Below are 22,440 nucleotides of genomic sequence, written 5' to 3' on the forward strand. Positions count from 1 at the left end.
CGCGGCTAAAATGCTCAAACTGACCAAAACAGTGCGAGCGGCACGGCCACCAGTTGTTCATCGAAAGGCACGACCTGATCGCCCGAGTAGAACACCACGCCACGCTTGAACTGCTGCGGCGTAATCTCGCGTAGATGACGAAGCCCGTTGAAGTCCTTGCCGCTGATAGTGGCCGCTGCCTTGACCTCGATGCCAACCAGATCGCCACGACGGTTCTCCAGCACGAAGTCCACCTCTACTCCGGTGGAGGTACGGTAATGCATCAGCCGCGTGCGCAAATCTGACCAGCTCTGATGCTTGACCAGCTCGGCATGCACGAAGTCCTCCACCAAGTCCCCCGGTAACCCCAGTCCAGCCGCCATGCCGGCTTCGCTCAAGCCCTGCAAGTGGGCCATCAAGCCGTAGTCGGTCACGAACAGCTTGGGCGATTTCTGTAGTCGTTTGCCGAGATTGGACGACCAGGCTGGAACCTGACGCACGAGAAAAAGGGTCTCCAGCAGAGTCAGATAGCGCTTGAGCGTGGTCTGCGGAATGCCCGTCGAACGCGACAGCTCGGCGGCATTGAGCAGTCCGCCACTGCGGGCGCCCAGCAGCTGCATCAGCCGCGGCATCTCCGTCAGCCCTTCGATCTGGGCCAGGTCGCGAACGTCACGCTGCAAGATCGTATGGAGATAACTCTCGAACCAGGCTTCCCGCCGCCGCTCGCCGGAACGACTCAGCGCCTCCGGATAGCCTCCACGACTCAGCCTCGCGATGAAGTCCTGCCGCTCGAAATGGCACTTATCCGGCATCTGGCCGCTGAACAGTCGATCAATCATGCTAAGGGGCTGACGCTCGATTTCGCTTTGCGCCAGAGGCCACAGGTTCAGCACCTCCATACGCCCAGCTAGAGAGTCGGCAATCTGCGGCAGCAATAGCACATTGGCCGAGCCGGTCAGCAGGAAACGCCCAGGGGTACGGTCGCGATCCACCGCCGCCTTGATCGCTAGGAACACCCCAGGAGCACGCTGCACCTCATCGAGACAGACCGCCCCCTTGAGTGCGTTGATGAAACCGAAGGGATCAACCTGCGCGGCTGCCAGCACAGCCGGGTCGTCGAAGGTGTAGTAAGTCGCCTCGCGGCCGAGGTTTTGGATCAGCGTACTCTTGCCGGTCTGGCGGGCGCCGTTGACCAGCACGACCGGCGAATCATCCAGGGCTGCGAGTAGGTTTTGACGGATTATGCGCGCGTACATGGTGTAAATTCATCCATTAAATGGTGGAAATTACACCACAAACATATAGCGCATCATAGCGCTCAGCCGCCCTTTGAGCCTCAGGTTAGTCATGAGTACCGGAATCTGTAGTCGTGAAGGCCAAACCCAGGAAATCAGTATCTGTGGATAACAGCCGGAATCTGTAGTCGTCACCCCTCTGGAGGCCACGTGGCACTAAGCGTCCAGCCAGCTAAAAACAAGATAACAACAAGAAAAAAACAAGATAAAAGCTTCTAAAAGAAAGGCTGGAGGTGGATAACTTGAGCAGCCGCCTGCGCCAGGCCCGGCTCAAGCACAACGCCTGCCTCGAAGACATCGACTACCGAAGCCCGCGCGGGCTGGATAAGGCGCTGATCTTGCAACTGAGCAGCGGACAGTGGCTAGTGCCACGCGGGCTACAAGCGCTCGCGCCAGGGGGATTGGTGGGGCTAATACAAAGGGAACGCCCTCCCTTAATCCGCCCAAGAAGCCAACCCCACCCACCAAACCAGCGACCTAGTTTTTGGACAGGAGGGATGGCGCCGTAGTGTGGGGCACGCCGGCACCCCACCTTTTCCAGAAAAACTCAAAAAACCCTTAGCAAACCCCGCTTTTTCTGTAGGGGGTATCGGCGCCGCTCAGAATAAGCGCCGCCGAATTCTGCATTCCCACTGGCGTGACACTGAACATGAACAGCTCTACCACTGCGCTTCCCCGTATTTGCTCTTTCTGGTCACTGACAAACCCACAAAAACCACTGAGAAATAACTGCGTATTGCCGGAAGCGGGACACGTAGTGAGTATTGCCGCACCTGATTTGCGACTCACTTGAGCTGTCACACTCTCCCGCTGCGGCACAAGGACCATGCCGCATGAGACGCGAAACCTAGTGTAGATGGTGCCTAGTCACTTCTGAGTGACAAGTTTGACCCAATAACGCTCGACTGTCCTCACCGTGACACCTAACTGACGCGCGATATCAGCTTTAGATAGGCCTTCGGCCTGCAATCGACGAGTCTCATCGCGTGTCGCATCAGCCTTCTGGCCACGAATTCCTCTCGCTGCATCTTTTGAGGTGACAGGCGGGATCACGCGGCACCTTTATGGAGGGGGCTCGCCGAGCGAGCCCTTGAGCTTCTTGCATCTGAAGCCGTTGGAGTGATTGTCAGCCGGATTGTTAACTGACTGATGCTTGCAGTGGCCAAAGTGCTGAGTCAGTTCGATATTCCGCGAACGCTATAACCATTGAGGATCCCTCCCAGACAAGCTCTGAATCGCCAACATCTCACTGCAGAAAGCCCCAGATTAGGCATACTCAGTGCAACTGCGCCGCCGAATTATCTTCCTGAACCTTGTTTTTCAGGAAGTTATCGAACAACTGATTGGCATTACCCAGAGACATGAGGTGAGCATAAATCCAGCCCAAAAATCCTTTCTTGTGCAATTCCAGTACCTGCTCGTCAGTGAGTTCGGCAAAGCGCGTTTCATCAACGGCATGAAAGTCTCGCAGCACAAAGCTCTCGCCACTGGAGTGAGTTAACTGCAAAGTCCGGGGAACAAGTAACTGCAGCTCGTTGAGGGCCTTGACCAGATCACGAGTGCGCTCCATTTCATGGGTGAAGTTTTGCAAAAACTGAATCATTTCATTGAGGTATGCTGTGTTCTCGCCCTCGCCGTTGAACAACTCACGGCCTTCTTCCTCATTCCAACCGGTGTAAGCGGCATCGAAACAGACGGTGAAGTTGTCCGTCTCGTCCTGAGCGAGCACGAACGGATAGCGGCGCACAAACGCAGGCACATAGGTGTTTGCCTGCCACTGGCTAGATTCATCCAGGTAGCTGTTGTGGCCTTCGGCCATGCCCAACAGAGCAATCGGCATCAGCTGTTCACCTGAACCGATGAAGACGATCGGGTAATGGCGCGCGGCCTGGAAGAACTCCAGGCCAGCCAGTGGCACCAGATGGGTGCTCGCTGCGAAGGCGCAGTCGGTAGCCGGCTTGATTTTCAGGCCCTTGTGCTCGTCGCGGTTGAGCGCCTTGATTTCCCTATAAAGCAACATCGTGGTCATTACTTCTTGTCTCCATATTTTGATTTTTATCGAATGATCAACTGCGCCAGAACTTGGCCGCTATCCTGATCTGGTGTTACATCTTTAAGGGTGTTGGCAGCGACCAAACTAAGGCTGACATGCCGCCCCCAATTGAAGTTCAGTCCAATACCCGCGCTCATCAGATCAACATCAGCCGTGCCAAGCTCCATCGCCCGGCCGTAGTCGAAGAACACGAATGGCTGCAGCTTGTCGTTGTAGCGCCAGTAGACCTCGGTGTTCAAGGTCAGCCCCTGGGGCGCAGCGATCACACCGGAGTCATAGCCACGCACGCTGCTGATTCCGCCGAACTGGTAGAGCAACGCAGACGGCAGACTTTCGCTGTCGGTGGCGAACTGCCACGACATGCGGCCAACCAGTTGGAAATCGGCCTTGAGGTCACGGCTCAGGTAGCCGAATCCGTTGAGCAGCGTATGGCTGTCGCCTTCGCCAGTCACAGCGTTGTCGGTGGATGCCTGGCGCAGGCGCTGCTCATAGCGTCCGTACCAGGGGCCGTCGCGATACTCGGCCTGGCCTTTGAGAACGACTTCGTCGACATCCACTTCGCTGAGCAGCAGGCCATCGATGGTGGATTCGGACGTCTGGTGGCTGTATGCGATGCCGCCCAGCAGCGTCCAATTCTCGTCCAGCCACCAGGGCTGGTCATAGCCTATGCCATAGGTGGTCGAGTCACCCTCGATGTTCAGGGCCGCGAAGGGCCCCTTCTCGATGCTCATGGTGTTGGCGCCCGCCTCGACGTACACCACGCCGTTGTGGCGGTTGACCGGGCGGCTGTAGCGCAGGCTGCCGTACTCCGAGCCCGAGGTGGCCACCACCACTGCGTTCAGCGCATCGGCCACGCCGGTTGGCGAAAACCAGGTCAGGCTGCCGCCGTACTGCTCGCGCCCGGTGCCTTCGCTGCCGTAGTTGTTGAAGAACAACGACCATTGCCAGGGGGCCGGCTCGAAGGCCTGCAGGTCGACACGGGTGGTGCCGAAGTTCTGCCCTGGCGCCAGACTGGCGGTCACCTGCGGGCCCGGCGAGGTACTGTTGAAACGCGAGATGGCCGCCATCAGGGCCGGACTGTCGAGGGTTTCACCCGGATTCACGCTGATGCGCTTGAGGTAGAAATCTTCGTCCACGTTCTTCGGGGCTTCCTGCCAGGCCAGGGCATCGACCTTGGCCTCGACCAACACAATGCTCAGTACGCCATTGTCAACGTTCTGCGGCGGCACCACGGCGCGCGCGGTCAGTTGGCCGGCGGCCTCATAGATGGCGTTGATCTTGCGCAGCAGTTCGTTGATGTCCTCGAAGCTGATGCTGCGGCCCACGTAGTCACGGGCCATTTCCTTCAGCCGCGCCTGCTCGATGAAAGTCGAGGGGTTTAAGTGGATACCCTTGAGCACGAAGCGCTCGCCAGCCGACGGCAGTTGCTGCGACTCCGGCGCCTCGCCCTGCAGGGCAGGCACCTGAATGCGCTGGGCGCGTGCATCGACCTCACGCTGACGCTGAATTTCCTCGAGTTGGTTACGCTGCAGGTTCGGATCGATCTGCCCGGGCACGTCGGCAGGTATCGGAGTCGCGGCCTGCGCCTGGGCTGCGATCAGCAGCCCGGCAACAGTCAGTCCAGACCAGTGCCTGATCAAAGTTCCCACTTGCTTACCTCTTCGCTGGTCGATGGCTGCTCAGGCAGGTCGAGATTGATGCGGATGCTCGCAGGCTGCAGCTGCCAGTTGACAACCCAGCCGCCACCCGGTACGCGCAGCGCAGCGGCCTGCAGCAGCGAGATCAGACGCGCCTGAGTGAACTCGCGGGACAGCAACTGCTCCCCATAGCGGGCCGCCGTCATGCCCTGATACTGGATACCGCCGGCACCCTCGTGGTCTTCCATGAAGTTGGGCACCAGCACCTGGTGGGTGAAGGCACGGTGCAACACGTAGGCGTTGGTGGTGCTGGTCAGCTGGTTCTGGGAGAAGCTGAACGCCCTGTCCTGCTCGTACAGTTGAACGTCCGCGCCGCCCAGGTAGGCCGGGCTGGCGTTGTTCATCAGGATCACTGCCTGGGAGGTCTGCAGGCGCATGCGATCCACGCCCTGGGCGTCGTCGATGTCCAACATGCCACCGCTCATCTGCAGCTGGCTGTCCGAGACATGGAAGTCTCCGATCTGCACCTGGCCCGCCTGTAGCTTGAGCACCAGACGATCGGCGATGTCTTCGCCGCTGCCAGTAATGTCCAGGTTCAGCTGGCCGCCGCCGGTATGGCTGCCGTACAGCTCGATATCCTGGGCATGCAGGTCAGCACGCTGGCCAATGCCGGCATCCGCCACCCGGATCAGATTGCCCGCCCACAGGCTCATGGTCGGCGACTGCATCCTGTCGACGTCGATGCTGCCCGGACCGGCCACAGCATTGCGCCAGCCGGCATTGATGGTCACGCCCTGATCTGCCACCAGCTCATTGCCGCGAGTGTTAAGGATGCTATCGAGCAGCACCTGGCCGCCCGCCAGCAGACGGGTGAACCCGATGTCCTCGTCGGCATGCCAGCTCTGATCTCCACCGCTCTGGCTGGTGCCGACGCGGATAGCGCCACTGGCTAACAGACCCATATCGCCACTGGCGCTGAGTTGATTCAGGCTCAGATTATGGCCGGCAGCATTGATCAAACCGTTAGCGGTAACGATGTTCGGGATACTGATATCGCCTACCGCATTGAGCAGCACATCGCCGTTCACCGCCGTGCCCTCGAACAGACCACTGGACTGGATACCGGTGCCCATGCTGATGCCGCCACCGGCTGCGGTGATGGTCACCGCACCGCCCGCCTCGACGCCATCGGTGAGTTTTACCGCACCGCCGGAGGTCACCAGCGCATTTCGGCCGGCGCGGATCGCCTCCAGGTCGATCTCGCCGCCAACGGTGAAAGTCAGATCGCGGCCGGCTTCGGCCACACCGGTGACGTTCAGGTCGCCGCCGATACCCACGGTGAGGTCGCGACCAGCGCGCAAGGAGTAGGTGCCGCCGAAATCGACGTTAACCACGTTGAGGTTGCCGGTGGCGACGATACCGACGTCGTTGGCAGCTTCCACCTTGAGCGCATCGATGTTGCCGTGGCCCAGGCTGGCGTCACCGTTGGCTTGCAGGAAGACATCACCCTGCAGGCTCTGGGCACGCCCAAAGCGCAGGTTGCGGCCAAACATCTGCATCAGCCCTTCGGCCTCGGCGTTGCCGCCGAAGACGTCGCCGTCGGCGCGCACCAGGATGTCCGCACCGGACTTCAGATGCGACGGCACCAGTACGTTCGGCGTGGCCGGGTCGGCCAGCGGCCCGAAGTGAATGTCGACCAACGATCCGGCCAGCGTGGTCAGGGTGAGGTTGCCGCCGCTGTTACCGGTGCTGATGCGCAGCGCATTAGTGGTGGCATGCACGTCCAGAGTTGTGGCCGCGCTGACGTTGCCCAGGTCGGTACCGCCAGCATTGACCCTCACGGAACGCGTAGCACTGTGCAGTTCGTCGGCACTGACCGCACCGCTGAAGTCGATACGTACGTCACCCAGGCCGCTGTTGGCGGTGCCCAGGCTCAGGCTGTCACCAGACAGGTCCAGATCCTGGCTGGCGTTCAGGCTGCCGATGGCCACGGCGCCGACACCGTCAAGCACAACCTGCGCGTTGCGGCTGGTCACTGAATCCAGCGAGACGTTGCCGGCGCTGGTGAGGAACTGCGCCAGGGCGCTGGTCAGCGAACCTTCCTGGATACCACCCAGCAGGGTCAGGTAGAGCGCACCCTGGCTGCTGGAGATGTCCAGATCGAGACCACCGACGCCGACTTTCCAGGTCGGGCTGCCGATGTCGCCATGGCTGAGCAGAGTCAGCTGGTTAGCAGCGGTCCAGGTACGGCCGGCCGCATTGGCCTGCAGCTGGTGCGTCTGGATATCGATGTTGGCGCCGCTGGCGGTGGCGTACAGGTTGCCCAGGGTGGCCCCATTGCTGACCCGCGCGAAGATGCCATTGCGGGTTGCCAGGCTGGTGCCGCTGGCCATGTTCCACTGGTTGGCCAGGTTCAGCACCAGGCTGCCCAGGTTCCAGTCGGCGGTCTGTTGCAGGTCGCGGGTCTGACCGATATCGAGCAGGCCGCCGACCGTGGCGGAGCCCACGACCAGCACGCCCGGCGCACTGGCTGCGCCCTGCAAGCCGCCCAGGTAGGCGTCGCCACCGATATCCAGCGTTATCTGCTGGCCGATGCCGGAGGTACCGAGCTGGACACGGTCACTGAAGCTGCCGACATCGCCGGACACGGTCAGGGCGATATTGCCGCCCAGCAGGTTTTCACCCATCTGGCTGGCGGAGGTCAGGTTACCGCCGGTCACACCCAGGGTGATGCCGTTAAGGCCGTTCAGACGCTGGATGCTCAGGTTGCCGTGGGCCACCAGATTCAGCAGCTGGGCACGGGCAGTCAGGTCACCGGTAATGCTGATATTGACCGCGCCGTTGCCACCAATCGAGCCGGCCGAGGATTCCAGCAGCACGTCATGACCACGCAGCACCACGTTCTGGCCATTGGCACTTTCGATGTTGCCGTTGGTTTTGATGTGGATGGTGTCGCCCTGCACGTTGTACAGGTTGAGATCGCGTTCGCCGCCGAGGAAGACATCGCCGGTGGCAGTCACGGACAGATTGCCGCCTGCCGCAATATTGACATCGTCACGCTGGACGATACGCAGCTTGGTTTTGTCGTTGATGTCATCGAAGTAGACGTCGTCGTGCTCGGCACCTGCCAGCGCTGCGAGTTGCGCGGTGGTCAGGTTGCTGATGCCGGCGCCCAGATCCACCAGCACGTCGGCGTCCAGCACCTTGCCGATGCGCCGTGATTCGAGGATGACGTTATTGCCTTCGATGTTCAGCTGCTCAAGCTTGACCTGGGTGTTGGTGCCGCGGTTGAGCAGTGCCGAGGAGATCGAGAACTGGAGCTGATCCGGCGTCCATTCCGCGGTGCCATCGAGCATGGCGAGTTCTGCCGTGCTCAACTGGTAGCGGAAGCTTGCTTCGTAGCCGTTGGCCGAGTCGAAGCGGTCATGCAGCGCGCTGTATTCATTGACCCGGCGCAGTTGCTCCTGGGCAATCTGGTCATCGGTCCAGCCCAGTACCTTGAGCTGTGCAACCTGGCTGGCACCCAGCAGCGCCTGGCTTTCGTCGAAGACCTGGACGTTGCCGAGACCGTCGGTACGCATCTGCCAGTAGCGCTCGTAGCTGCGCTGACCGCTTTCCTCCAGTACACGCTTCTGCTCGTCCAGTGCCGCCTGCGCAGCGGGGCCGGTGAGGCCCATGTCCGCCCACAGGGCCTGCATTTCGGCAAGAGTGCGGGTGTCGTAACTCAGGGTGGTGTTGGCATCCAGCAGGTCGCCATTGGTGACCCGCAGGTGCACGTCGCCACCAGCGATGACCCGGTCCACCGCCAGGTCGCCGCTGACTTCGTTGAGGAAGATGCCGCCCACTGCACCGGCATTCAGCGCCGCTGCGCCAGCCATGGCGCCGGTGGAATAGCCGGTGTCGATGTTGATCAGGCTGCCACTGCTACCAATGCTGCCGTGGCTGGATTGCAGGTTGATGGCATGCCCCTTGATGGTCACGCCGTTGCCGGCAGTGATATTGCCCTGGGCACTCAGGCTGATGTTGCCGCGGCCGGACTCCAGCTTGGACAGGTTTACGCCACCACCCAGTGCGCGCAGTACCAGATCGCCCTGTGTCGAAGCGGCCGAGAGCGTGTTGCCCACCTGCACCGCGAAGCTCTTACCATCGTTGCCAATGCCGTAGCCCGCTTGCAGAGTCAGATTCCGCGCAGCAACCACGACCTGGTCGGAGTTCTGCAACAGCTGGCCACCGGTGGTGATGCTGGTGCTGCCGCTCTGGTTCAGGATCGAGCCCAGCAGCGTAACGTCACGGCCCGAGTTGATGTTGACCAGGCCGGTGTCGCTGCCGATGAAGCTGATATTGATCGGCCGGTCGGCACGCACCTGATTGCGATGAATGACCTGCTCCCCCTGGACGCTGGTGGTTTCGTTCCAGCTGCGTTTTTCATGACACCACAGGAACCAGGCTTCACAGGTGGTCCAAGTACGTGTTTCAACGCGCGGATCACCTGAGGGGAAGGTGGTGCTGGTGCTATGGATGTCCCCAGGCGTGCCGTAAAACCCGGTGCCCATGTAGTCGGCACCGTCAATGGGTACCTTGGCCGGATCGGTCCAGACTTTTCTGTCCCAGAGCGTACCTTCACCAGAGTTGAAGAGTCCCCAGACCTTGTCCTTGTAGTAGGTCTCAACGGTGGTGGTGGCCTGTTTCTGACCGGTCAGCCAGACGTAGCTACGCCCTGCGACCGGGTTGTAGACCGCGTTGCGGCCCGTGGCCACGTAATTCATCGCTTCGTCCAGCACACCTTGGCTGTAGCCCTCGCGCTTGTTGACCACATAAGCATTGCGCGCCGCATCGAAATCACGGGTGTAAACCGTCGACCAGACATACTGCTGGTTGCCCGAGGTGCGCACGTCGTTGATGCGCAGCGTGCCGTGGGTCTCCATGCCGATGTCGATAGTGTTGAGGCTCAGCTGATAGCTACTGTTGTTGGTGATGCGCACCTGCGAATAGCCGTCCAGCACGTTGAGCTGGCCGTTGCCGGTGCTGAGGATGTGGCCGGTCAGCTCCATATAGCCGCCGGACACCTCGACGCTGTCCATCACCAGGCGTTCGTTCAGGAAGTCGTAGCTGTAGCCCAGCCGGCCGGTGCGTGCATCGGTCGTCGACAGTTGCAGGTAACGCGCGCCGCCGCGGTTGTAGGCAGCGCGGCCGTTGCTGATGCGGTTGGCCAGATTGACGCTGTCATCGATGGTCGCGGCCCAACTGGCTGCACCGCTCTGGATAGTGCCATTGATGTTCAGGTACTGGGCGCTGATCACCACGTTGTTGGCTGCCACCGTGGATTTGGTCGGCGCCTGCAGGGTGGTGCCGGTGCTGCCCGCCGGATCGCCACCGGCGTGGTAGAACGGCGTGCTCGAGTTAAGCACGAAATCACGACCGGCGCTGATGGCGATGGTCTTGCCGCGAACGTCGGCGTTTGAATAGATGCTGCCGTAGGAGGCGGTAACACTCACTTCGCCGCGCTGGTTGAAGATCCGTCCGTTGATGTAGATGTCCGGCGCTGGGGCACGCAAGCCATCCACACCCACCACCCCATGCTGCGGGTTGTAGGTGTTGATCACGCTGATCACCGGCTCGGGCGAAGTGGCCGAAACGGTCAGACTGAAATTGGCACTGCCCTGGCGGTTGGCGGCGTTGATTTCGCCGACGGTGGTCAGCGAAACGTTGTTGAACAGCAGCTGGCCACCCTCATGGTAGGGGATTTCCAGACCGCGAATGTCCAGGAACGCCGAGCTGTTGTTGACCACGCGAATCGAGGCATCGCCCGGCGCGCTGAGCTTGCCGTTGCCCACCAGCGAATCACCGATCACCCGCACGTTGCCCGGCTTGGCCAGGATCGGGTCGAGCTGGAAGATGTAGATCTTCTGGTCTTTCGCCAGGCTGGCGGTACCGGTGCCGCCCATCTCCTGGTACAGCTTGGTCAGTGTCTGCTGCAGCAGGTTGCGCTCGGCCTGCATGGCCGTGCGCTCGATCTCGGAGATGCCGTAGTCCACCAGCTGCTTGTTGATCTGATCGATCCGCGCACTGATGTATTGCGAGTAGGTGCCCTCGATCAACCGGTAGGTGATATTGGTGTCGCTGGTGGTGACCACCGGACGAACTTCGATGGTGTCGCCCGGGGCCGGCGTCCGCGAAGCAAGTTGTTGCAGGGTCATTTCGACGCCGTTGACCCAGTAACTGAGGCCTTCGACGGTGACCGAACGATTGTTCAGGTAACCGGTGTTAAGGTTGCCATTGACCGTGACCACCGCCGAATGGACGTTCACCGCCGAACCGCCGGAGCGCTCCACGGACAGGCCGATGGCGTTCAGCGCCTCGGTGTAGAGATCCTTGGCGATGCCCTTGCCGAGCAGATTACCGTAGCCCTTGTCGGCGTGCGCATAGATATCGCCCACGCTGTTGACGTTCGCCCCACCGTCCACCGTGACCCGCGCATCGCGCTGGTAACGGGCGTCGGCACCCGGATCGTTCACCACCGGGAAGGCGGTGTTGTTCCACAGGTCGGTGCGCGCCACCAGGGTCGCCTGGTTGGAACCGCCGGCGAGGTCCTGACCGGCATACAGCTTGACGTCGCCATAGCCGAGCATGTTGCTGCCGGCCCTGACGTTGACCTGATAGTTGGCCGTGACGCGCGCCAGGCTGTCGCCCATCGCGGCGCCGGCCAGGCCCCAGGTCTTGCCGGCACTGTGGGTGTCGATGTCATACACGCCACTGGCACTGAGGATGATGTCGCCAATGCTCTGCAGCTTGGCGCCGCTTTCGATGTCCACGGTTGCGTTGGCGCGAGTGACATCGACCTTGGAGTCGGCCTTGGCGATGGCAATAGCACCGCCGCTGTCGAGTTTGACGCGGTCACGGGCGAAGACATCATTGAACGCCGAGACACGCAGATGCTCGGGCGTGCGGAAATCGCCGACCAGGTTCACCTGAGCATTGCTGCCGACGCGGCTTAGGGTGGTCAGGCTTATGGTCGAAGTGCTCAGCGCGGCCGCCGCATCCAGCACGCCGCCGGAGCCGGACTTGACGTTGTAATCGCTGCTCGCCGCCTTTATCACCTTGGCCTGGGCGCTCTGATCGTAGCCATAGCTGTCGATCTTCGAACCGGCCGCCAGCAGGCTTTCGGTGGTCAGGGTCACGGTGTTCTTGGCGTGGGCACCGCTGGCGCCCACCAGGGACGCATTGACGCTGTCGACAAAGGAGTTGAAGCGCGAGGTGTGCAGCGCGCTGAGCTGCAGGTTCTGGAAGCGCGCCGCGCTGCCGCCACTGCCCACTGCCAGCAGCTGTGCACGGGTGATGCCGGTATCGCGGGTATTGGCGATCGAAGCCGCACCGCTGACCAGACCACCCTGCCCTGCCTGGGAGCGAGCCTCGTTGTCCACCAGCGCAGTGGCGGACACGCGCAGCAGCTGGATATCCCCACCGAAGACGCCATTGACCAGCGCATGGGTACGGGTGTCCGTCAGTGCTTCGGAGACATGCGCACCAACGGTCAGCAGGCCGGCGGCATAGCCTTGGGTCTTGGCGCGCTGGTGTACATCGGTCGTGGCGCGCAGATCCCAGTCGCCGCCGGTACCGTTGAAACGGGTGTTGCCGAAGCTTTCCAGCAGGCTGCTGCTTTCGTTGACGGCGCGCGCCACCACGGCATTCGCCGAGACGCCGAAGCCGCCGGAAACGCCCAATGCATCGACCTCGGCGCTGCTGGCAGTGCCCTGGCGGTCGATATTGGCGGAAATGTCCGCGCTTTTCGCAGTCAGCACGGCGTTGTTGCCGAGGCTGACCTTGGCTGCGGCCTTGGCCAGGGCATCGACCAGTGAAGCACCGGCAGCCACGTAGCCACCAAGGGAAACCCCGATGCTGCTGGCCTTGATGCGCGGGCTGGCGGTGGCGCTCAGGCGCAGTTGCTCGGCTGCGGTGAGACGGGCACCGTTGCCCAGAATGAGATTGGCGCGGCTCTGGTCGCGGGCCACCAGCACGGTGGCGTTGAGGCCGGCCAGGATGCCGCCCGCAGCGCCGCGACCGGTGAGCTCCACCGCGCCTTCCGAGCGGCTGGAAAGATCCAGGTCGCCACCGGCATTGAGTACCGCGCCGCCGTCGACATCCAGGTTGACCAGGCTGTCGTGCGCCGCTACACCGAGCACCAAGCCTGCGCCGGCACCTGCGCCGGCTGCCGCGCCCAAGGCCTGTACCTTGATCGATTGACTGTCCTCAGCCGAGCCCTTGAGCAGACCGCTGGTTTTGACCGTACCGTCCAGACCGGCCTTGACCTGATTGTTCATCACCGCGACGCCAATCGCAGCACCAAGGCCGGCAACAAAGCCGGCCGAGCCACTGAGGCTGTGCACCTCGACCGCCGGACTACCGTCATTCAGGTTGCCAGACTTGGCCGAAAGATCCAGCGAAGCGGCGTTGAGGCTGCCGTTGAGCAACTCGGCAGTGACCCGCGCATTGGACAAGGTCAGGGCAAAGGCGCCGCCAACCGCCGAACCGCCGGCCACAGCGGCACCGGCCAGATTGCGGCTGAAGAGTTTATCCTCGGCCTTGACAGTGCTGTCACCGCTGCTGGTGATGCTGCTGTCGCTGACGCGGGCCAGGGTCTCGTGCTTACGCAGGCTGCCTGCTTGAAAGCGATCGCCTAGGTCGGTCTTGTTGCTGTTGACACGAGTCTTGGTCGCCGAATCGGTTTTGCTCACCAGCTCGTATTTCTGGGTGCTGTCGTTCCATTCGTAGGCGTCGTAGGTCAGATCACCGGTCTTGTCGGCCTTACTGATGCTGTTGGCCTGGCTGAGGCTGCCTTTGCCGTCTTTATCCAGCTCATCCATGGCGTTGACGTTTTCATCACCGGCACTCACGGAGGTCGCGCCGGAGCCCAGCAGTACCAAGCCCATGCTGCCGCCCAAGGCGCTGCTGCCGACCGAGCCGGTGACGGTGTTCAGGCGGATGTCGCCCTCGCGCAAAGCGCTGAGGGTGAACTGGTTGCCGACCAGGGTTGAGCGATCGAACAGTGCACGGGTGGCGCTGTTGGCCACCAGCACGTTGGCGCTGCCGCCAACGCTGCTGCTGCCCGCCACCGCCGCACCGACGGTGTTGCGGACATTCAGGCTGTCCTTGGCGCTGATCGACAGGTGGCCAAGCGGCCGGCCGCCCTGACCAAAGTCAACCTGACTGGCGCCGGCTTCGGTGGTGGTTTCCACCACTGCGATACCAATCGAACCCCCGACTGCCATACCGCCGCCGCCGGCACTGGCCACATTCATGGCGATGCCAGTGCTGTTGTTGGCCGTCACCTCGGTGCCGCCGCTGAGCACGCGAGTGCGGGCAGCAGTCGCAGCGTTCAGGTCTGCGCCCAGCCAGGCGCGGGTGACGCTTTGGTTGTAGAGGGTCGCCAAGGCGCCGGACACCGCCACTGCACCTCCGGTCAGGCTGGTGGCATTCGGTGCCAGGCGCTGCAGGGCGCTGGCGCTGACCTTGAGCGAACCGACATCCAGCTGGCTGGCGCCATTGACCAATGCCTCGGTTTCACCCTTGAGGATGACCAGGCTGGAAGAGATACCCGGGGCCACGATGGCGCCGGAAATGCTGGCGATGATGGTCGAGACATACTGGCCCGAACCGGCCGATACCTCGGTCAAGCCCCGGCTGTTCAATTGCAAGCCGCTCAGGCGCGCCTGGGTCAGGCGGCTGATGATCGTGTTGTCGACACCCGCACCGACTGCCGCAGCACTCGGGCCGCCGGCCACGGCAGCCAGGTAGCCAGCCGTGTAACTGTGGCTGTTGGCACCGACGCGGACATTCTGGGCGGTACCCGCGCCTGCGGCCTGGTTGATCCGCGCGCCGTCGATATAACCAAGGGTGCTGCCGCCCAGCACGGTGGTGTTGACCACGCCGGAGACCGCGGCACTGGCCAGCGGCACCACTGCCAGGCTGGCGGACAGGGCGATCTGGCCGACCTGCTGTACCGAGCTGGCCTGAACCGCCAGGCCGTTGATCTGGTGCTGACGGATCGACAGGTTCGGGTAGGGGTTGAACTGTTCTGCCTGGATCCACTCGTGGTCATCACTCGGGGCGTTGTTAAGCGCACCGCTGTCCACCAGCAGTTTGTCGCTGGCATCCACCGCCAGTGCGCTGACCGAGGTGCCCGGGCCATCAATGAAGGCCTTGGTGTTGGTTTCCACCACGTTGACCGTAGCCAGCGCGGCGATGGCCGCGTTACCGGCGCCCGCGGCAGACACCGCCGAGCCGAGGATGCTGTCCAGGTTGCGGGCGCTGACCGCGATGTTGTTCTGCGCCACCACCTGTGCCCCGCCGTCGATGCGCGCCTGAGTCAGGGTCTGGATGATGTTGGTGGCCGCCACGGTGGACACCGCCGCGGTACCGGCACCGCCACCGGCTAGGATGCCGGCGATGATGTTGGCCTTGGAGTTGGCATCGACACGCAGGTTACGCAGCGCCCAGCCGGCGCCAAGGTTACCGGTCAGACTGGCGTGGATCTCGCTGTCGACACGGTTGATGGCAGTGCCCACGCCCACGGCTGCGGCACCGGCACCCGCTACCCCACCGGAGCCGGCATGGATGGCCGAGGTGTCGCTGGCCAGAATCTCGAGATTGCCGGCCGCACCCTCGCTGTTGGTGACCTCGGCACGGGTCTGCGCGGCGATGTTGTTGCTGGTGTTGGAGAAGGCCACACCCGCGGTGCCGCCACCCACGCCGGCGACGGCCAGGGTCAGGATGTAGGCATCGGTGGCAGCCTTCACCAACGCCTTGCCGGTGCCAAGCAGCAGGCTGCTGTCGACGATGCGGGCAATGCGTTTCTGGTTGATGGTACTGACCGCAATGGACGCACCCACCGCCGCGGTGCCCGCACCCTGGGCGTTGCCGGCCAGGGTCTTGACGTCGGCATCGCCACGGGTCACCTCGACGTTGACCGAGCCTGCGTTGACCGTGCTACCGTCGATCTCGGCACGCTCTTCACCCTCGATCACGTTGATCGCGATGGAGCCGCCCACCGCAGCGGTTCCCGCGCCGCCAGCGCCGACCGCGACCGAGCGAATGTTCGAGGAGCCGCCACTGGCCAGGGTAAGGGCGCCGCCGACGGTCAGGTCGCTGTCGATGACTTCGGCCAAGCGCTTGGAGAGGATGATGTTGTTGGTGTCGGCAACGCCCACAGCCGTGGTGCCGGCGCCACCGAAGGCACCCGCCAGGCTCCAGATGGTGCGGTCGCCTGCCGCGGCAGACAGGTCCAGCGCACCCACGTCCAGGGTACTGCCCTCGATGGCCGCGCGCTCGGTGCCTTGCAGCACGTTGCTGGTGAAGGAACCGTTGACGGCAGCGGTACCGGCGCCACCACCTGCCACGGCGATGGCATAGATGTCCTGCTGCGCGCCGCTGCTCAGAGCGACGCGGGAGAAGCCACTGATTTCACGGCTGTTGCGAATCAGCGCGATGCGATCGGCGCCGATCCGGTTGACCGAAATCGCGCCGCCCACCGCCGCGGTGCCACCGCCCTTCACCGAACCGGTCAGCGAGGCGATGGTCAGGCCGTTGCCGGCACTGGCGTCGAGATCCAGGGTTTTGCCGAAGCCGGTGGTCACCAGGCGGCTGTTGTCGATCAGAGCCTTGTCTTCACCATCGATCACGTTGACGACGATAGAGCCGCCCACGCCGGCAGTGTTGCCGCCGGCGGCGTCGATGCCAATGCCCCAAATCTCACCGTCCAGGGACGATTTCAGGTCGGCCGAGCCGGACAGTTCGACGTCGCTGTTGGTCAGGCTGGCGCTGCGCTCGGCATCCACCAGGTTGACTGCAACGGCACCGCCGACCCCAGCCTGACCGCCAGCAGCGGAAAGGTTAAAGGCGATCGACCAGATGCTCGCGCCAAGGCCCGGCTGGCTGGCGCTGATCGACAGATCGCGCGCCGTCATGCTGACATTGTTCAGCAGTGCCCTGGTGGTGTCGGCAATGCGGTTGAAAGTGATCGCACCGCCCACCGCCGAACCATTGGCGGAGACCTGCCCGGAGAGTGCCGCAGTCCGGATCTGGCTCTGCAGGGCGGCACCGATATCGGCGTCCCCGGTGAGTATGTAGGTACCGTTCTGCACGCTAGCTGCCGCACTTTGCTGCATGTCGTTGAGGCTAACAGCACCACCCACCGAGGCGTTGTTGGAGCTGGCGGTGATGTTACCGGCCAGCGAGTAGGCGCCGCCGCCCTTGGCGGCCTTGACCGTCAGGTTGTTGGCCTTGAGGGTCTTGCCAGTCATATCGACGTTGGCATTGATGCTGCCACGCGCAACCACCGCCGTGGCAGAGCCGGAAACGGCATTTTCCTTGGCGCCCGCCGCGCCAATCGCCGCCGCCAGCACGTCGGTGCTGTTGCCGGCATTGACACTCAGATCACCGGTAAGGTCCACCTCGGTGTTGGCCAGGCTGGCGGTGTAATCACTGCCGGTATAAACGACGCTGACCGCGCCGCCCACCGCGGCCTTGCCGCTGGTGGCCGCGACGTTGCCCGAGATCGCCAGCACCGCTTCGCCGGCGATCTGGCCATTGAAGAGCTTTTGTTCGGTGGTGTTGCCGGTGGTGTTGCCGCTCTCGTCGAACAGGTCGTCTTGGGTGTCGACGCTGCCGTCGACCTGCTGGGTGGTGGCATTGCCGTCCAGGTCCAGTTCGGCGTGACTCAGGGCGGCCAGACCGGCCTGGGAGAACAGGTTGTCCAACGCCGAAAGACCCGTGACGCTCTGGGCGTTCACGTTGACATCGCCACCGCTCAGCGAGGCGTCGCGGGTAGCCGACTTGTCGACCTTGGCACTGACGTCATTGGCGACGATCACCAGGGAAATCGCGCCCGAGCCGGAATTGCTGGTCTGCCCGGTGCTGGCAGCCACAGCCAGCGCACCGGCCAGCAGGCGCGCGGCACTGTTGGCCGAGACGTCAAGGCGATTGAAACCAGTGGCAGTACTGCCCAGCCACTCGGCGGTCAGATTGTTCTTCTGCACCGCCAATACCAGCGAGCCGCCGGCGCTGGTGCCGCTGCCGTTGGAACCGGTGGCCAGCGCGAAGGACCCACCGCCCAGCAGCGTGCGCGAGCGATCATAAGCGGTGACGGCGATGCCTTCACTCTCACCGACACGCTGGTTGACGGTGCTGTCCACCACGGAGGCGGAGGTGGTATTGGTGATCACACCACCAGAGGCGGAAATGGCCACTGCCGTGTTGTTGTTGCCGGACGTGGCCGCAGCCAGGCCCAGGCCCATGGCCACCTGGTCGCCGGCACTGGCGGCCTGCACCTTAAGCGAGTCGTTGTCGTTGAGGACGGCGTTCTTGAGCTGCGCCTGGGTCAGGTTGTACAAGTGGTTGTAGGCGATCGCACCAGCGATCGCCGCACTGCTCTGGCTACGCTTGCCGCCGGCCAGGGTGAGGGCGCCACTGCCGGAACCACTGAGCTGGTTGGTCTGGTTCAGCGACAGCACGGTGACCTTGCTGCCCTTCTGCTGCGGGTCACGCGGATCGAGGACGATATCGCCCAACAGCGCACGGGTTTTCTGACGGGAAACGTTGACGCTGGCCGAGCCGGCGATCGCCAGGGACTGCTTGGTCTGGCCGGTGCCCGGATCAGGCTTGTCGTCGAACAGGCCCTTGATCTTGTCGATCACCTCGCCAATCTTGTCCGGGACGCTGACAATGGTGTCCTTGATACTGCTGGCACCGCCCTTGGCGGCATTGACGCCGCTCTGCAGGCCGGCATTGGTGTCGCCAAAGATGGTTTGCATCAGCGCCATGCCGATTCCTTCGACCGCGCCCATCAGGCCCTTGTCGGCACTGTTTTTGTCCGCTTCGTCCTGGGCTTCCTGCTCCTGCGCCGTCCGCGCCAGGGCGCCGGCGATACTGAAGGCGCCGACCTGGCCACTGCTCTCGGCATTCACCAGCAGCTCGTCCACCCGCCAGCTGCCGTTACCCAGGCCGGCGCTGCCAACACCGAGCGCACTGCTGCGCAGGCTGCGGTTGTCGCCAACCAGCGCCTGCACGTTGGTGTGCAGCACGTTGACCGCCACGCCGGCACCGATGCCGGTTTCACTGGACACGGCCAGGCCGCCGGCGGCGCTCCACAGGCCCAGCTGGTGCTCGGCGGTGATGCCGACCTGCTCGGCATTGATACTGGTGCTGTTGTGAATCGAGGCGTCAACGTCCGAGCTCACCACACTGACCACCAACGCGCCGGTACCGGCAACGCTGGCACCCTTGCCTGCCGAGGGGGCGATGCCGATGATCAGTTCGTTCTGGTTGGCGCTGACATCGACGCGCTTGGCGGTGATGTTGCCATTGGCGCCGATGCCAGCACTGGCCCGATTGTCGGTGATCTGGACGTTGACGCCGCCACCCACCGCCTTGCCATCGGAGTCGTTGCCAAAAAGCGTTTTCCAGAAGTTACCCGCGACACCCAGTTGCTGGATGTCGTTGGAGGCGCTGACATCGATGGCCGAATCACGATTCCAGAGGCTTTCACGCAACAACTTACGCGCCGCGATCTCTTCATTCTCGTCGTCGTAGAGCTTGTCCAGGAACAGGTAGGGCTGCGACTGCCAGTCGTTGCCCGTGGCCGTGGCCGTGGCCGTGGCCGTCAGGGTGACGTTATCGCCAACCCAGGCGATGGCATCGATATCGGTATTGATGACGGCGACCGAGCCGGCCAGGCCGACTTCCCCCCCACCACTGTTGGAGTTGGCGAATACGTTGGAAAGCTTGCTGGGGATATCGATGAAGCTGGGGGCATGGGTCTTGAGATTGACAAACACCTCGTCCAGCGAGCTCCAGCGATCCAGGCCGTGCAGGTTAAGCGTCTGAACATTGCGCGCAGAGACGCCGATATGGCCTGCGGTGAGGTTGGCATTGTCACCGACCAGCGCACGGGTATGCTGGGTCAGCTGATTGTAGGCGGCCGCGACGCTGATGCCGATCTTGGTGCCATCATCCTGCTCGGCGTCAGAGTTCACCGTGCTGTCGGCGCCGTTGCTCAGGCTGCTCTGATGTTGCAGTGCGGTGACCGAAAGGTCGCCATCCAGGCTGATACGCTGGCCATTGCCGCCCAGTTTGGCTTCGACCTGGTGGTCGGCGATGCTTACCGCAACTGCAGATGCCAGGCGCAGCTTGCTTTCAACCGGATCGCCATCCGGCGTGATCTTCATGCCCAGGAAATTCTTGACCTGGTTGCCGATGGCCGTGGTGAACTTCTTGAAGTCCTCTTGCGCCAGAATGCGCGCCTTGAGTCCGTCCAGGCTGGTCTTGCCGGCCTGCACCGCGGCGCTGTTGGCCTGCTCTGAAAGGATGTTGGCAGCATTCACACTCAGCGAATCGGCGTTTTCCAGGTCTGCATCAAACTGTGCGCGGGTTTTGCTATTGAACAGCGCCAGGGCCACGGCCGGGCCGCCCATGGCACCCTGGCCGATGCTCTTGGAAGATGCACTGTTGCTCAGACCCTGTTCGGTCAGGGCGGTGACGCTGACGTCGCCGGTCACACCGCCAAGCCGCGCGTTACGTGCCACCGAGGCAGTTGTGGTGAGATCCGTGTGCGCCATGCTGAAGGCGGCCGACAGCGTCGTGGCATTGCTGCCCTGTCCGTCGCGCGTGGTCGAAGCGCTGCCTTCCACGGCCAGGCTGTCCTGGCTGTGGGCCAGCAGCGACATGTCGTCGGCGGCAATGGTGGCATTGTCGAGGATCTCGACCTTGGTCTCGCCCGCCAGGCGGCCATAGGCGATGCCGGCATTAAACGGCAGCTTGCTGGTAATGACCGGCAACTGGAAGCTGGCGGTATCGGCTGCGGGTGGTTTCCGCAGTCAGAGCCAGATCGCCGGAAGCCTGGATGTTGGCCGTGCCGGCGACAGTGACCCGCGAGCTGCCTTCTGCCACGGCAAAGGTGGCGTACGGTAGCAGGGTGATAAATTCACTGAAGTTCGACGGCGGCAAGGTATCGAGGTCGCGGACATCTTTCAGCGCATCGACCAGCAGCTCGTAGACATACTCGGCGGCGCGTTCATCAGTCCAGCCGGCATTGAGCAGCTTGACCTTGTCGATCATCGCCTGCAGCTCGGCGGTGCTGAAGAAGTCGCCAAGCAGCCCGGAATCGATGCTGACCTGGGTGACCGATTGCACCGTCACGTCCTTGCCGATCAGGGCACCACCGATATCGATAGAGGAGTTGGCCTTTGCATAGCCACCCAGCTGACGGTCTATCGCCAACGCTTCGACACGCACATTGCCGGCTTTGTCAGCCTGCGCGTGACCGGCATCCAGAACGGCGCCGGCTTTGATATTGACCTTGGCGGTACTGTGCGAGGCACCGAGATTCGCCTTGCTCTGGAGACTGATCGCCGCCGCCAGCTGATCAGCGTCGCCAATCGCACTGCCATCGGCATTAACCGCGCTAAAGCCCAGATCGCTGTATGCCTGCAGAGTGATATTGCCGGAGGCTTCCTGGGAGCCAGCCAGGGCGCGGGTATTGATCTTGCCGGTGGCTTCGACGGTCAGCTCCGGTGCATTGATCTGCACGCCGCCACCGCCGCCATCGGCCATCAGCGCACGCAGCTCCCCGGAGATAGCAACGTCGTCCTTGCCGACTATCAGAATGCTGCCGTCCTGGCGCACGGCCGCCGTAGCATCGACCAGGCCGTTGGTATTCACGGTCGCCTGGAATACCTGGGCACCGGCGTTGACCTGGGCGCCAGCGCCAACCACCGCGCTGGCGGCGAACAGATTGACCGAACCGGCACTGTTGACCTTGCCCTGAATGCTGACTTCGCCGTTGCCGGCGTTGTACTTGCCGGCCATCAGATCGGCTGCCAGCGCCGTGCCTTCGGCATCGCTGCCATTGGTCATGGTTGCGGCCAGCTGGATCATCTGTGCATGGCTGGGAGTGGTGACGGTTAGACTGCCGACGTTGACCACGCCGGAGGCACCGACTACCAGACCATGGGGGTCGGCGAAGATGATGTTGCCGCCGATGGAACCGTCTTTGAGGCCGTTCAGGTTGCCGTTGATCACCGCGCGCGAGTCATGCACCAGGTTGACCAGGTTGGCCTTGCCTGCCGGAACATGCAGGTTGACGGTATTGCCGGCGTTGACGTTGAAGTCGCCGAAGGAGTTGAAGCCGGTATTGCCGCGCACCGTACTGGTGGTGATGTTGGTCACCGATCCAATGGTGTCCATGCTGGTGGCGGTGGGCATGCCTGTGTGCAGGGTAATGTTATTGCTGCCGGCACCGGGAGCCGCCCAAGCCGGGACGCCACCGATCGCCATAAGCAGAGCCGCAGCGATTCGATTTGGCCGGAAGTCCTCAAAGGAAGCCCCCATTTTCGAGGATTGGCCGACCGCATTCGCACGACTTTTAACAGACATATCAAAGCACCTTCCTTTCTGCTTAGTTGTTTGCTGCACACAGCGCAAGGCG

At 62.7% G+C, this 22,440-nt stretch carries 6 protein-coding genes and 1 pseudogene; 1 reads left to right on the forward strand and 6 read right to left on the reverse strand.

The genetic code is table 11. The features are described from left to right. Positions 1-14: 14 nt before the first annotated feature. Positions 15-1,235: an ATP-binding protein gene (locus tag ACNFCJ_RS11775; RefSeq protein ID WP_003463741.1), complete on the reverse strand. Its 1,221-nt coding sequence runs from the start codon at positions 1,233-1,235 to the stop codon at positions 15-17. Positions 1,236-1,516: 281 nt separating this feature from the next. On the opposite strand from ACNFCJ_RS11775, the pseudogene ACNFCJ_RS11780 reads away from it, so the two are divergent. Next, positions 1,517-1,639, forward strand: a pseudogene (locus ACNFCJ_RS11780) (AAA family ATPase); the annotation flags it as partial. A gap of 502 nt (positions 1,640-2,141) precedes the next feature. Here ACNFCJ_RS11780 and ACNFCJ_RS11785 read toward each other — a convergent pair. The 5 genes from ACNFCJ_RS11785 to ACNFCJ_RS11805 all read right to left on the reverse strand — a co-directional run bounded on the left by ACNFCJ_RS11785 (position 2,142) and on the right by ACNFCJ_RS11805 (position 22,217). Next, on the reverse strand, positions 2,142-2,327 hold the full coding sequence (locus tag ACNFCJ_RS11785) for a helix-turn-helix domain-containing protein (protein ID WP_416771489.1): 186 nt from the start codon (positions 2,325-2,327) through the stop codon (positions 2,142-2,144). Positions 2,328-2,550: 223 nt separating this feature from the next. Beyond that, complete coding sequence (locus ACNFCJ_RS11790; protein WP_416771491.1) at positions 2,551-3,303, reverse strand: SapC family protein; 753 nt, start codon at positions 3,301-3,303, stop codon at positions 2,551-2,553. A gap of 26 nt (positions 3,304-3,329) precedes the next feature. Continuing rightward, positions 3,330-4,976, reverse strand: a complete 1,647-nt coding sequence (locus tag ACNFCJ_RS11795) for a ShlB/FhaC/HecB family hemolysin secretion/activation protein (RefSeq protein ID WP_416771492.1) — start codon at positions 4,974-4,976, stop codon at positions 3,330-3,332. Continuing rightward, positions 4,964-20,791, reverse strand: coding sequence for a beta strand repeat-containing protein (locus ACNFCJ_RS11800; protein ID WP_416771494.1), 15,828 nt, complete (start codon positions 20,789-20,791; stop codon positions 4,964-4,966). The genes ACNFCJ_RS11795 and ACNFCJ_RS11800 overlap by 13 nt, the downstream gene beginning before the upstream one ends. Beyond that, positions 20,760-22,217: a leukotoxin LktA family filamentous adhesin gene (locus ACNFCJ_RS11805; RefSeq protein WP_416771496.1), complete on the reverse strand. Its 1,458-nt coding sequence runs from the start codon at positions 22,215-22,217 to the stop codon at positions 20,760-20,762. The genes ACNFCJ_RS11800 and ACNFCJ_RS11805 overlap by 32 nt, the downstream gene beginning before the upstream one ends. Positions 22,218-22,440: the final 223 nt, after the last annotated feature.

The organism is Pseudomonas sp. NY15364 (assembly GCF_048068235.1).
Lineage (GTDB): Bacteria > Pseudomonadota > Gammaproteobacteria > Pseudomonadales > Pseudomonadaceae > Aquipseudomonas > Aquipseudomonas mendocina_D.